The following is a 12,952-nucleotide window of genomic DNA, read 5'->3' as shown; positions in this document are numbered from 1 at the left end:
AATAATGAGTGACTACAAACTAAATTATCTCGAACAATTGGAAGCTGAAAGCATTTACATCATGCGTGAAATTGCTGCTCAGTTTGAAAAACCTGCTTTGCTTTTCAGTGGCGGAAAAGATTCAATTACATTGGTTCATCTGGCGAAAAAGGCTTTTGCTCCGATGAAAATTCCTTTTCCTTTCGTACATATCGATACGGGACACAATTTTCCGGAAGCATTGCAATTCAGAGATTATTTTGCTGAAAGCCTTGGTGCAGAATTGATTGTCAGAAAAGTAGAAGACACGATCAAAGCTAAAAATTTAACCGAACCAAAAGGAAAATTTGCTTCCAGAAACTGGTTACAAACCCATACTTTATTAGATACGATTGAAGAATTTCAATTTGATGCCTGTATTGGCGGAGCGAGAAGAGATGAGGAAAAAGCAAGAGCAAAGGAGAGATTTTTCTCTGTCCGTGATGAATTCGGACAATGGGATCCGAAATTACAGCGTCCTGAATTGTGGAATATCTACAATGGAAGAATCAACAAAGGCGAAAATGTAAGAGTTTTCCCGATTTCAAACTGGACGGAACTTGATGTCTGGAATTATATCAAAAAAGAAAATATTCAGCTTCCATCAATTTATTTTGCGCACAATCGTGATGTGATTGAATATGACGGACAATTAATTACCGTTTCAGATTTTATTCAAATCGATGAAAATGATCAGATTCAAAATAAAAAAGTACGTTACAGAACGGTTGGAGATATGACCTGTACTGCTGCAGTGGAAAGTTCAGCTGAAACTTTGGATCAGGTTGTGAATGAAATTACCGCTTCCCGAATTTCCGAACGTGGTGAAACCAGAATTGACGATAAAGTGACCGAAGCCGCAATGGAAGACAGAAAAAAAGGAGGATACTTTTAGATAGGTAATTCGCAATGAGTAATAAGTAATTCAAATTATACTGCATATTTTACTCATGCTAAAGTTAAATTAAAAAAAAATGAACGGTTTGAAAAATTGCTCATTACCAATTACTCATTACTAATAAAATAAACGTGGACATATTAAGATTTATAACAGCAGGAAGTGTAGATGACGGCAAAAGCACGCTGATCGGAAGACTTCTATACGACAGCAAAAATATATTGATCGACCAACTTGAAGCATTGGAAAAACAATCAAAAAATAAAAACGAAAATGGAGTAGACCTTGCAATCTTGACAGACGGTTTGAGAGCCGAAAGAGAACAAGGAATTACCATTGATGTGGCGTACCGATATTTTTCGACTCCAAAAAGGAAATTCATTATTGCCGATGCACCGGGACATATTCAGTACACCAGAAATATGATTACGGGAGCTTCAAACTCTAAGTTGATCGTCATTTTGATTGATGCAAGACAAGGGGTAATTGAGCAAACCAGAAGACATTCCATCATCGCTTCATTATTAAAAATGAAGAATGTAGTGGTTGCGATTAATAAAATGGATTTGGTAGATTATTCCGAAGAAGTTTTCAATGATATTAAAGCTCAATACGAATTGGTTGCTAAAAAACTGAAGCTGGAAAACGTCAATTATTTTCCGATTTCGGCTTTTAACGGCGATAATATTGTTTCAAGATCTGAGAAAACGGATTGGTATCAAGGTTCTACGCTTTTAGATTTCTTAGAAAATGTAGAAATTAATGAAAACCAAGAAAATGAAAATCCAAGATTTCAGGTACAGTATGTTATTCGTCCGCAAACTGATGAACTGCATGATTACAGAGGTTATGCAGGTGAAATGATTTCAGGAATTTATCAGAAAGGAGATGAAATTACGGTACTTCCACAAAATATTCAGACCAAAATTTCAAAAATTGAAACCGGAGGAAAAGAAGTAGATTTTGTATTTACCAATCAGCCTGCCGTAATTCATATTGAAGATGATATCGACATCAGTCGTGGTGATTTTTTGGTGAAAACCAATCAGCAGCCGAAAGTTGAAAATGAATTGGAAGCTGTAGTTTGCTGGCTCGACAAAAAAGAACTGAATGAAGGAAATAAGTATTTCATTCAGCATAAAAGCAAGACTCTGAAAGCGATTATCAAAGAAATTGAATATAAAATTGATGTTAATACTTTAGAGCAAACTCCAATTACTGAAAGTATAAAGCTAAATGAAGTGGTAAAAGTAAGATTGAAAACGGCTTCGCCTTTGGTTTTTGACAGTTTTGAAGACAGCAAATCAACCGGAAATGCGATTCTTATTGATGAGACAAGCAATTCTACCGTTGGAGCGGTAATGATTTTATAATTCTTGATTTAAAACCAATTGATGATATGGTAATTTCACAAAAAATTCAGTTCAGGCTCAATGTACTTTTTATTACGGTTGCAGTTTTGGCAATCATATTTCTGTCACTGTACAGTTTAGGATATTTAGATGAACTTGAAATTATTCTTGCCAAAGACAACTATATATTTTATTGGATGCTTTTGGTAGGAGTTTTTGCTGAAGTTGTCGCCGGATCAATGGGAATGGGGTATGGTGTGATTTGTACAACAACACTTTTATTTCTTGGAATTCCTCCACATGCAGTGAGTGCAAGTATTCATTCTGCCGAAAGTTTTACAACAGCGGCCGGAAGTATCAGTCACATTAAACTAAAAAATGTAAGCAAAAGTCTGGTAAAAAAACTCGCTATTCCTGCAATTATCGGAGCAATTATCGGAGCCATTTCTCTGACTTATCTGGGTGAATATTATTCGAAAATTACAAAAACGGTGATTTCTTTCTACACTTTGTATCTTGGAATTCAAATCTTATCAAATGCTTTTAAACCTAAACAGAATAAAGCTTTAAAGAAAAAAACAAACCTTACCCGATTGGGAATTATCGGTGGTTTTATCGATTCTTTCGCTGGTGGAGGATGGGGACCTTTGGTGACGGGAACATTAATTAAGAATGCTTTTACACCTAGATTTGCAGTGGGAAGTTCTACGGTTGCAAAATTTATTCTGACGGTAACTGCTGCAGTGACTTTCTTTTTAACCTTAGGAATTCAACACTGGAATATTATTTTAGGTCTTTTAATTGGTGGAATTATTACTGCGCCATTTTCTGCAATGCTCACCGCAAAACTTCCTGTAAAAAATATGTTTATCATCATCGGAACTTTGGTGATTGTAATGAGCTCGATCACGATCTACAAATCTGTTTTTTAGATTTTTTTGTGAAAAATTTAGCAGAATTTGAATTCAATTAAAATCAAAAATAATTTACATTTACAGCCTAAAAATAATACATGAATTTACATATCGTTGCTCTTTTCAGATTTAAAGAAAATAATTTGATGGAAGCTGTAGAATTATTTCAGACCTTGGTGAGAGAAACCAGAAAAGAAGATGGATGCCTGCAATATGACCTAATTGAAGATAAAGATAATAAAGGTATTTTTTTTCTGATTGAATTATGGGAAAGTGTAGAGCATCATAACCAACACAACGGAGCAGATCACCTGTTGGATTTCAGAAAAAACGCATCTAAAATACTGGAAGAAACAGCACAGGTTTATAAAGGTTTTAAGATTTATTAATTTTGCTAGAAGCTAGAAGCTAGAAGCTAGAAGCTAGAAGCTAGAAGCTAGAAGCTAGAAGCTAGAAGCTAGAAAAGTCAAAAGGCAGTTTCATCATTCTTGAAACTGCCTTTTTATTAGAAAAAATAGAAAGTATTAATTTTGTGGTGAATTGTCAATTAGCTTCGCTGTCAATGGTAAATTTAAAATTGACTATTGACAATTCACTGCGAAGCAAATTCACTTTTTCACTCCTCTTATTTTACAATAAGTTTTTTTGTTTCCGTTTTTCCACCGTAAGTAATTTTTACGAGGTAATTTCCGGATGCAAGATGAGATAAATTAAGATCTTGCTTGTAGAAACCAGCTTGATTGCTTAGTTCTGCATTGTAAACTCTTTTACCGGTAAGATCATAAACTTCAACGTTTCCTTTGTTGTTATCTTTTTCTTTTACATCAAATAAAACCGTTACTTTTTTGTCAGCCGTTGTAGGGTTTGGATAAATACCGAAAGAAGCTTTTTTGCTAACTTCTGTAATACCTAAAGTTGAAGTGATATTTTTGTATTTGAAGTACATATTTCCATTATTGGTACCACCATTTGAAATGAAGTACAATCTATAATAGTCTGAACCTTGTTTAATGTAATATACTACATCTGTATAGACACCGCTTGTTGGTTTCCATGAATGACCAATTGCTGAGATATTACTTGAAAATGCAGTTGTAGCAGGTAAAGTTGCTGAAGGGGTCTCCTGAGTTTCCGGCTGTATCTTCGCTACGCTAATTGTAGGACTTTGTAATACACCCGACATTTTATACATCATAGATCCTCCTGGATAAACATAGTCAGTATAATATCTCGTAAACATGATATCCCAATTTGCTTTTGCCGGTTCTAAGTTCGGAACTTTTTCTCCTGTGGTGAAAGAAAAGTAATTGAAATAAGCATCATCCGTTCCATTAGCAATTGTTTTGGTTTGAGTAGCTCCCCAAGAAGTACCATTCCATATAGCATATTTAAATGTATAACCGCTAGCAAATGAGGTAATAAAAAATTTAATATAGTTATTGCTACCGTAGTCTAAAACAAACGTTACTTCTCCGTTTACAACATGTGTCCCCACATTATAAGTTCCCCATCCATAATTCCAAGGTCCAGCGGTAGCTTTTGTAGCGGTATCGAAAGCCCCATCTTGTAAACGAGTTGTTTGATCAGGATTGTATAAAGGAGCCCCCCAAGTTGATAGTTGTGATGGATTTACAGAATCAAATTCTGATGGAATACCTGAAGCCTGATAAACTGTAACAGTTTTAGCGTCATTTATTCTGACACCTTTATCCATTGCATTATTTCTATAAAAAGCAATATCCCAATTATCTCCTACCTGCGAAACAGTACTGTTTGCGGAAAGATCAAAAAATACTCGATTAGCATATGCTCCACCCATTGTCATATTTACTGTAGTGTATCCGTTTGCATCTGTTTGAGCCAATACAGTTTGCTGAACTGATATAGCAAAAAGTGATGCCAAAAATAGTTTTGTTTTCATAACCTTATTCCTTATTTAGAATTGTTATACAAAACTATATATTTATTTTTAATAATTCTAAATAAAAACATGATATTTATCTTGTTTTAAATTTTTTAAATTATTATTTACATATAATGTATTGTATTTCATTGATTTAAAATAAAAAGTTGGCTGCGTGATGCAACCAACTTTTTAAAAAAGATATTTACTCAATTATTTTTTGATGAATTTTGATTTAATAGCGTTGCCATTTTTAATTCAGCTAAAACATAATAAACCTCGGTTGTAATGTATTAATTTCAAAACGATTGTTGTTGGCTTTTCCAGAAGCTACTTTTTGTCCTGAAGCCAAATAAGCATCGGTATTTTTAATTTCTCCTTTAGCAACAAATTCTAAAGCCGTATTTTCTGAATTTACAGCAAATTGAATATTGCTATTGTTCTTTTCATTATCAGAAACAGCTAAGTTAGCGGTTAAATCGTAAACAACATCGTCAAAATCAGCTGCTGTATGCTGTGTAAGAGCAATTTCATTTACCGTTTTAAAAAACAATATGAGTAGAAGATGAACTTGGAATCGCTCTTGTGATAGTCTGATAAGTATTTGCAGAAAGTGTAACTGGTGCCTACCGCAACGATGGTTGTCATGTCTGTAGGATTTGATGCCAATCCGACTTGAACAACTACTGTAGCTATTTTGTGAATTCCTTCTTGCTTTGAATAAAAGAGTTTTATTTCCTGTCGGAGCAACAATTTGTAGAGCAACTAAAATATTGCGAAGTATCTTTATTACCTCCAGAATATGATGATACATATCTGTTTGTAGCATCACCTGCTTCTGCATCAACAATCATCATTGGTGTGGTGGACTCGGTGGAGTATTCATAGGAGGAAGTACAACAGACCAACCATTCTGAGGAAACGTTGCATTTCCTGTTGTAAGGTTGTTAAAATTTTCGTTAATAGTTTGCACTTGAGCATTTACTGCAAAAGCTGAAAAAACTAATCCCGCAAAAAGTAATTTAATTTTTCCTATTATTCTAAATATGATGCAAAATCAATGATTAGTTTTAATTATTCTAAATAAAGCATGATATTTATCTTGTTTTTAGTTTTCAGTTGGGTTTTAAAACTTTGCAAAAAGGTTTTTTAACATTAGTTATCATTATCAAAGTTTTGTTATCATAATTATGCTAAAAAATATCATCTTAACAAAATTTCAATTATTTTTACTTATTCTAAATAAAGCACTATATTTGTCGAAAATTTTGAGTTTATGAAGAAGAAGGTGTTTTCAGTGGTGTCGTTATCTGCAATTTTTTTGATAAATGCACAGGAAAAAGATTCTCTAAATCAGAAAAAAATAGAAGAAGTTGTTATTACGGGACAATATATGCAGCAATCAATCAACAAATCAATTTATAAAGTTGAGGTGATCGATGCGCAGCAAATTAAAAATATGGCTGTGACGAATGTTGCGGAAGTTCTTAATCAAAGTTTAAATGTTCTAATTGTACCAGATCGTAATTCTGGAAATTCTACAGCAAGTCTAATGGGATTGGGCGGTGAATACACTAAAATTCTAATTGACAATATTCCGGTTGTTGGTGATATCGGTTTAGGAAATAATATTGATTTAACTAAACTTAATGTAAATAATATCGAAAGAATTGAGCTCGTAAGAGGTTCAATGGGAGTTGATTACGGTTCTAATGCTGTCGCAGGTGTTATCAATATTATTACTAAGAAAAATAGCCATAAAAAACTAAATTTATCAGCTTCATTACAGGAAGAAACCGTAGGAAAAGAGTACGATTGGTATAAGAAAGGTGAAGGGAGACATATTCAGAATTTAAACGTAGGTTATAACATCAATGAAAACTGGTATGTAGGAGCAAATATAAATCATAATGATTTTCAGGGCTTTAGAGGAGATCGTGAAGGTTATAAATATTTTAGCGAAACCAATGACGGAAAAAGAGGGTATGATTGGCAACCTAAAGATGTATTGAATGTTGATGGAATTATAAAATATAGCAAAAATAAAACATCAATCTTTTATAAGTTTGGTTATCTAAACGAAAAATTAAACTTCTATAATCCTATTCTTAATGAACTTTATTTGGGAGAAGGAAATAGGACTTATGTTGCTACAGACAGAGATTATCTTACCACGAGATACCTTAATCAGCTGAATGTACAAACAAAATTGGGAGCAATAAATTATACCGGAGATTTTTCTTATCAAACACAAGACAGAAAATTTAGAGACTTCGATTATGATGTTCCAAACAGAAAGGCTGCAGAAAAAAATGAATATAAATCTTACAATAAAGCAGATGTTATTTATTCTAGAGGAGTTTTTAGTAATTTCTTAAACAATGACAAAATTGATTTCCAGTTAGGATACGAACTCGATCATACTTCAGGTTTTGCGGGAAATGCGGCGGGAGTTTTTCAAGGAGCGAATGACGTAAAGAGAAAAATTTTCAATTATGCTAATTTCATGACGGTAGAATGGAATGCCAATAGTTGGTTATCTGTTCGTCCGGGATATCGTTTAGCTTTAAGTGATAAATTTGATACTCAACACAATTACTCTGTTACTGCAAGAGCAAAAATTACCGACAATGATAATATAAGATTGGTTGTAGGTAGCGCAAACAGATTCCCAAATTTTGATGAACTTTATACCTATATGGTTGATAGTAATCACGATATACAGGGTAACCCAGATCTTAAACCTGAAGAAGGAATGACAGTTTCATTAAATGGAGAAAAGAAAATAAGCACAAGTTCTGGCTGGAATCTAAGAGTCGGCACAAGTGGTACTTATCTTAATCTGAAAAATAGAATTGAATTAGCTCTTATTAATCAATCGCCATTACAATATAAATATATCAACATTGATAAATTTGAATCCTACTTGGTAGAAGCAAATTTCAGAGCTCAGAAAAATAATTTTGTTGTCGGTGCAAATGCTTCTTACTATGGTATTTCCAGAGTATTAAGAGCAGGTGGAGCTACTTCACCAGACGAATTCTTCTATACTTTGGAAGCTAATCTATCTGCAAATTATACCATTCCAAAAATCAATACTATTTTATCTTTATACTATAAGTATACAGGAAAAACTCAGATTCCTGTTTTAGTTTCAGATCTTACATCATCTTATTTTGTAATTGGCGAAAGAAAAGATTTCAGCATGATGAATTTTATAGTGTCTCAACCATTCTATAATAATCATTTTGAACTGAGTCTAGGAGTAAAAAATATTTTTGATGTTTCATCAGTAAGAGATACTACAGTAAGCGGAACAGCTCATAATGCAGCCGATTCTGCAGCTAATCTTTTCTATGGCAGAAGTTATTTCGCCAGATTAAATTATAATTTTTAAATAAATTAAAATGAAAAAAATACTATTTGGATTATTAATAGGAGCTTCTTTTATTTCTCAGTCTTGTATTAATGATAACGAAGATCCTGTTCCGGTTTCAAAAACCGATGGTAATGTGGTAGACGCTAACGTTGGAGGTGCTGCACAGCCAAATCAGGTGTGGATAGATTTGGGAACTGATACTAAAACTTATACAAAAAGGACCGATTGGGATTTAGCTCTATATTCAGGAAATGAATTTAAAGTAGTTTTAAATTCATCAATCATGATGGCAGCGGGAAAAATTGCTGGTGCTACCAATATAGATTTAGTTACCGAAGCAAGTGTATCTACTTTGAAAGATCAGGTACAGGTAGCAAACTTCAATCCTGCAAACGTTGAATATATTGACGATGTTAACGGAGATTTTCCTTCAGGAGCCACTGCAATTGAAGAAATCAAAGCCAATGATTCTGAAAATGCTGTTTATCTTGTAAACTTAGGAAAAGATATCTTTAAAGGAGTGACAGCTATTGGTTCAATTACAACCGGAGGTGATAATCGTGGCTGGATGAAAGTACAGATTGTAAGATCAGGAACAGGCTATAAGATAAAATATGCCGAACTTAATAAAGCGGAACATAAAGAAATTACTGTTACAAAAAATACAGCTTACAACTTCAACTTTGTAAGTCTGAAAGATAATAAAGAGCTTTTCATTCAGCCCGAAAAAAAGAAATGGGATTTGTGTTTTACTGTATTTACCAATACAATTACAGGAGCAGGAAGTTATATTTACGGAGACTTTGTAACCACTAATAATGTGGGTGGAGCGGGAGCATATGAGGTTGTAATTCCTTCGCCGGCTTCAGGAGTTGAAGCGTATACAAATTTCAAAATTTCAGATATTGATCCAGCTAAATTCATCTATAATAATCAACGAGTAATTGGAGCAAACTGGAGAAATCCTGTAGGAACCAATGGTCTTGAAGTATATGGTGATCGTTTTTATGTAATTAAAGATCCCGATGGAAATTATTTTAAATTGAGATTCACAAGACTTACAAAAGCTACCACAGATCACAACGGTCAGGCTGGTGAAAGAGGTTTTGCTCAGTTCGAATATAAACCATTGTATTAATAATCAAATAATAATCAGTATAAAATGAAAAAATTCATCCTTGCCGCTTCTGTTCTTATGGCAATATATTCTTGCAAAAAAGAAGTACAAAAGCCTACAGAAAACGGAAATGAACTTGTTGCAGAAGCTCCAAAATCAAACAATAAAATTGTAACTTTAAACGGTGGAATTACTGAAATTGTTGCCGCTTTAGGTCACGAAAAAGAAATTGTAGCAACAGATGTTACCAGTACATATCCTGAATCTTTAAAGAAATCTTCAGAAAATTTAGGTCATGTAAGATCAATTACGATTGAGCCAATCATGGCGGTTTCGCCTACATTGATTTTAGGATCAGATAAAGATATCAACCCAGAATTGATGGGTAAAATAAAAGCTTCAGGAATTAAAACTGAAACTTTCAAGCAGGAGTATACAGTAGAAGGAACTAAAAAATTAATTGCTGATGTTGCAAAAGCAATAGGAAACACAGATTATCAGAAATTAAATGATAAAATTGATGCCGATTTAAAACAAATTCAGCCAATTGCTAAAAAACCAAAAGTATTATTCATCTACGCAAGAGGAAATATGATGATGGTTGCTGGTAAAAATACACCAATGGCGGCCTTAATTAATTTGGCAGGAGGAGAAAATGCTGTGAATGATTTTGAAGATTTCAAACCTTTAACTCCGGAAGCGGTGGTAAAAGCAAATCCTGATGTATTGTTCTTCTTTTCAAGCGGATTACAGAGTTCAGGTGGAAACGAGGGTGCTTTAAAAATGCCGGGTGTTTCTCAAACCAATGCGGGTAAAAACAAAAAAATTATCGCAATGGATGGTGGTTTAGTTTCAGGTTTCGGTCCTAGACTAGGTGAGGCTGCAGTTTCATTAAATAAACTTTTAGTTGAAAGCACAAAGTAAATTATACTTTTACATGATATTAAGTACCATACTGCTCGTTTTTATAGCAGTATGGTCTTTGAATACAGGGGTTTATGATTTCGGTGATAGATCTGCGTTTGAAGTTTTATGGAAAGTAATTGTAGGAGAGTCTGACTTGTCTTTAAGTGATAAATATATTGTTTGGGATGTGAGAGCATCTAGAATCGTGATGACAATCATTATCGGAAGTATGCTTTCGGTTTCAGGAACCAGTTTGCAGGGGTTATTCAGGAATCCTTTAGCAACCGGAGATTTAATAGGATTGACGGCAGGAGCTACATTAATGGCGGCAATTACAATTGTTTTAGGAGGGCATTTCAGAGAATATCTTCCTGAGGCAGTACAATTTTCCCTTGTCGGGATTGCGGCTTTTATAGGTTCTCTTCTTGCAATGTTGCTGGTTTACAAGATCTCTACAAGCGGAGGGAAAACCAATGTGGTCATGATGCTTTTATCGGGCGTTGCCATTTCTGCAATCGGTTTTTCTATCACAGGGTTTCTGATTTATATTTCAAAAGATGAGCAATTGCGAGATCTAACCTTCTGGAATATGGGAAGTTTAGCCGCAGCAACGTGGACGAAGAATATTATTTTAGCGGTGATCTTGATTATTTCTTACACTATTCTTCTCCCTAAAGGAAAGGCTTTAAATGCGATGATGTTAGGGGAAAAAGACGCACAGCATTTAGGAATTAATGTAGAAAGATTAAAAAAACAAATTGTTATCATCGTTTCATTAATGGTGGGAAGTTGTGTGGCTTTTTCCGGAACAATTGGTTTTGTAGGATTAATTGTACCTTATATTTTAAGGCTTTTATTCAAATCTAATTACAGTTTTATCTTGCCATTATCTGCCATTTTTGGTAGTGTTTTATTACTTACAGCAGATACAGTGAGCAGGAGTGTAGTAGAACCATCAGAATTGCCCATCGGAATTTTAACGGCAATGATGGGAGCACCTATTTTCATTGCTATTTTGTTGAAATTTAAAAAGTCAGTATAATGATAAAAGCTCAGCAAATCAGTTATAAACATAAAGAATTTCATATTCTAAATGATGTGGATGTTTCTTTAGGCTTTGGCGAATTTTTAGCGATCGTTGGTCCCAACGGAGCGGGGAAATCAAGTCTACTGAGTGTTTTGGCAAATGAAGTGAAAACCAATCATCAGATTTTATTTAAAGATAAAAACATCAGAGACTGGAAAGTTGCCGAACTTTCAAAACATAAGGCTAAATTTTCTCAGCACAACTCCAACGATATTCCTTTGGAAGTAAAAGATGTCGTGATGATGGGACGTTACCCGTATTTTGATGCTCAACCCAAAAAGGAAGATCATGAAGCGATGAACAAAATGATGTATGAAACCGATGTTTATCATTTGAAAGACAGAGAATACAATACTTTGTCGGGTGGAGAAAAACAAAGGGTGCATTTATCGAGAGTTTTAGCTCAATTGGATAATGAGATCACTCAAAAACTGGTTTTTTTGGATGAGCCTCTGAATAATTTAGATATAAAACATCAGTATAAAGCTTTAGAGATCATTAAAAATTTCACAAAGCATGAAAATTCTGCAGTGGTTGTGTTGCACGATTTAAATTTGGCCGCTCAGTACGCAGATAAAATTTTATTGATGAAATCAGGACAGGTTGCAGCATACGGTACGCCGGAAGAAGTTTTTACGGCTGAAAATATCAGCGAAGCTTACAATTTTCCATGTACTATTTGCGATCATCCGATTACTAAAAACCCAATGATCATTTTCGGATAATATGGAACAAAAAGATTTAAAAATATTAGCACAAAACCTTGCCAATCCGCAAGGCGAAAAAGGTATTCAGATTGGAGAAATGATGAATGAAACCAACATCGGAATGACGTTGGAAAGCATCAAAACTCTTTTAATTGAAGATGATGAGCACATTCTTGAAATTGGTCACGGAAATGCAGCTCACGTAAAAAGTCTTTTAAGTTTAGCTCAAAACATAAAATACACAGGAATTGATATTTCTGAAACGATGCATCTTGAAGCTAAAAGATTAAATGAAACATTTAAAAATCAGGCAGAATTTGTTTTGTATGAGGGAACGAAACTGCCTTTTGAAGATAAGACCTTTGATAAAATATTTACCGTAAACACCGTTTACTTCTGGGAAGATCCGGTAGAATATTTAAATGAAATCTACAGGGTTTTAAAAAAGAACGGAACATTTGTTCTTACTTTCGGGCAGAGAGATTTCATGGAAACTCTACCTTTTACTCAATTTGATTTTACCCTTTACAATTCTGATGAAATGGAAGAAACGGTTTCTAAAAGTCTTTTTAAAAGAATGAAAATTTCTGAAAAAGAAGAAGAAATAAAAAGCAAAACCGTAGACGAATTAATCAAAAGAATTTACACAGTTTTAACCATAAAAAAATAAA

At 33.8% G+C, this 12,952-nt stretch carries 12 protein-coding genes; 10 read left to right on the top strand and 2 right to left on the bottom strand.

The window, feature by feature from the left end:
- Window positions 1-4: 4 nt before the first annotated feature.
- The 4 genes from cysD to FDY99_RS03125 all read left to right on the top strand — a co-directional run bounded on the left by cysD (window position 5) and on the right by FDY99_RS03125 (window position 3,571).
- Entirely contained in the window at window positions 5-913 is a 909-nt protein-coding gene (cysD, locus tag FDY99_RS03140; RefSeq protein WP_139419095.1) for a sulfate adenylyltransferase subunit CysD, read from the top strand.
- 134 nt (window positions 914-1,047) lie between these two features.
- Window positions 1,048-2,289, top strand: a complete 1,242-nt coding sequence (locus FDY99_RS03135) for a sulfate adenylyltransferase subunit 1 (protein WP_139419094.1) — start codon at window positions 1,048-1,050, stop codon at window positions 2,287-2,289.
- 26 nt (window positions 2,290-2,315) lie between these two features.
- Entirely contained in the window at window positions 2,316-3,200 is an 885-nt protein-coding gene (locus FDY99_RS03130) for a sulfite exporter TauE/SafE family protein (RefSeq protein WP_139419092.1), read from the top strand.
- An 80-nt stretch (window positions 3,201-3,280) separates the two neighbouring features.
- The gene (locus FDY99_RS03125; RefSeq protein WP_139419090.1) at window positions 3,281-3,571 is read left to right on the top strand and encodes a putative quinol monooxygenase; all 291 of its coding nucleotides are present in this window, start codon (window positions 3,281-3,283) and stop codon (window positions 3,569-3,571) included.
- 236 nt (window positions 3,572-3,807) lie between these two features.
- Here FDY99_RS03125 and FDY99_RS03120 read toward each other — a convergent pair whose 3' ends face one another.
- Window positions 3,808-5,103 (bottom strand): T9SS type A sorting domain-containing protein, encoded by a 1,296-nt coding sequence (locus FDY99_RS03120; protein ID WP_139419088.1) that lies wholly within the window; start codon window positions 5,101-5,103, stop codon window positions 3,808-3,810.
- A gap of 244 nt (window positions 5,104-5,347) precedes the next feature.
- A complete protein-coding gene (locus FDY99_RS03115; protein WP_139419086.1) occupies window positions 5,348-5,914 on the bottom strand; it encodes a hypothetical protein in 567 nt (188 codons plus the stop codon).
- A gap of 447 nt (window positions 5,915-6,361) precedes the next feature.
- Here FDY99_RS03115 and FDY99_RS03110 point away from each other — a divergent pair, with 447 nt between their 5' ends.
- From FDY99_RS03110 to FDY99_RS03085, 6 genes are read left to right on the top strand one after another with little or no spacing between them, the layout of a single operon-like run.
- The gene (locus FDY99_RS03110; protein ID WP_139419084.1) at window positions 6,362-8,482 is read left to right on the top strand and encodes a TonB-dependent receptor plug domain-containing protein; all 2,121 of its coding nucleotides are present in this window, start codon (window positions 6,362-6,364) and stop codon (window positions 8,480-8,482) included.
- Window positions 8,483-8,492: 10 nt separating this feature from the next.
- A complete protein-coding gene (locus FDY99_RS03105; RefSeq protein ID WP_228448729.1) occupies window positions 8,493-9,602 on the top strand; it encodes an HmuY family protein in 1,110 nt (369 codons plus the stop codon).
- 24 nt (window positions 9,603-9,626) lie between these two features.
- Window positions 9,627-10,505, top strand: coding sequence for a heme/hemin ABC transporter substrate-binding protein (locus tag FDY99_RS03100; RefSeq protein WP_139419080.1), 879 nt, complete (start codon window positions 9,627-9,629; stop codon window positions 10,503-10,505).
- A complete protein-coding gene (locus FDY99_RS03095; RefSeq protein ID WP_139419078.1) occupies window positions 10,489-11,529 on the top strand; it encodes a FecCD family ABC transporter permease in 1,041 nt (346 codons plus the stop codon). The genes FDY99_RS03100 and FDY99_RS03095 overlap by 17 nt, the downstream gene beginning before the upstream one ends.
- Window positions 11,529-12,299: a heme ABC transporter ATP-binding protein gene (locus FDY99_RS03090; RefSeq protein WP_139419076.1), complete on the top strand. Its 771-nt coding sequence runs from the start codon at window positions 11,529-11,531 to the stop codon at window positions 12,297-12,299. Before FDY99_RS03095 ends, FDY99_RS03090 begins: the two co-directional genes overlap by 1 nt.
- 1 nt (window position 12,300) lies before the next feature.
- On the top strand, window positions 12,301-12,951 hold the full coding sequence (locus FDY99_RS03085) for a class I SAM-dependent methyltransferase (protein WP_139419074.1): 651 nt from the start codon (window positions 12,301-12,303) through the stop codon (window positions 12,949-12,951).
- Window position 12,952 lies beyond the last annotated feature (1 nt).

Origin of the sequence: Chryseobacterium mulctrae, assembly GCF_006175945.1 — a bacterium.
Lineage (GTDB): Bacteria > Bacteroidota > Bacteroidia > Flavobacteriales > Weeksellaceae > Chryseobacterium > Chryseobacterium mulctrae.
Note: the sequence above shows the minus strand (reverse complement) of the source record. Positions and strands in the feature narration are given on the sequence as shown.

Bases quoted from the DNA above. Each gene is read 5' to 3' on its own strand.
- FDY99_RS03100 (WP_139419080.1), top strand. From the start codon at position 9,627: ATGAAAAAATTCATCCTTGCCGCTTCTGTTCTTATGGCAATATATTCT.
- FDY99_RS03130 (WP_139419092.1), top strand. From the start codon at position 2,316: ATGGTAATTTCACAAAAAATTCAGTTCAGGCTCAATGTACTTTTTATT.
- FDY99_RS03105 (WP_228448729.1), top strand. From the start codon at position 8,493: ATGAAAAAAATACTATTTGGATTATTAATAGGAGCTTCTTTTATTTCT.
- cysD (WP_139419095.1), top strand. From the start codon at position 5: ATGAGTGACTACAAACTAAATTATCTCGAACAATTGGAAGCTGAAAGC.
- FDY99_RS03085 (WP_139419074.1), top strand. From the start codon at position 12,301: ATGGAACAAAAAGATTTAAAAATATTAGCACAAAACCTTGCCAATCCG.
- FDY99_RS03125 (WP_139419090.1), top strand. From the start codon at position 3,281: ATGAATTTACATATCGTTGCTCTTTTCAGATTTAAAGAAAATAATTTG.
- FDY99_RS03115 (WP_139419086.1), bottom strand. From the start codon at position 5,914: ATGCTACAAACAGATATGTATCATCATATTCTGGAGGTAATAAAGATA.
- FDY99_RS03110 (WP_139419084.1), top strand. From the start codon at position 6,362: ATGAAGAAGAAGGTGTTTTCAGTGGTGTCGTTATCTGCAATTTTTTTG.
- FDY99_RS03120 (WP_139419088.1), bottom strand. From the start codon at position 5,103: ATGAAAACAAAACTATTTTTGGCATCACTTTTTGCTATATCAGTTCAG.
- FDY99_RS03090 (WP_139419076.1), top strand. From the start codon at position 11,529: ATGATAAAAGCTCAGCAAATCAGTTATAAACATAAAGAATTTCATATT.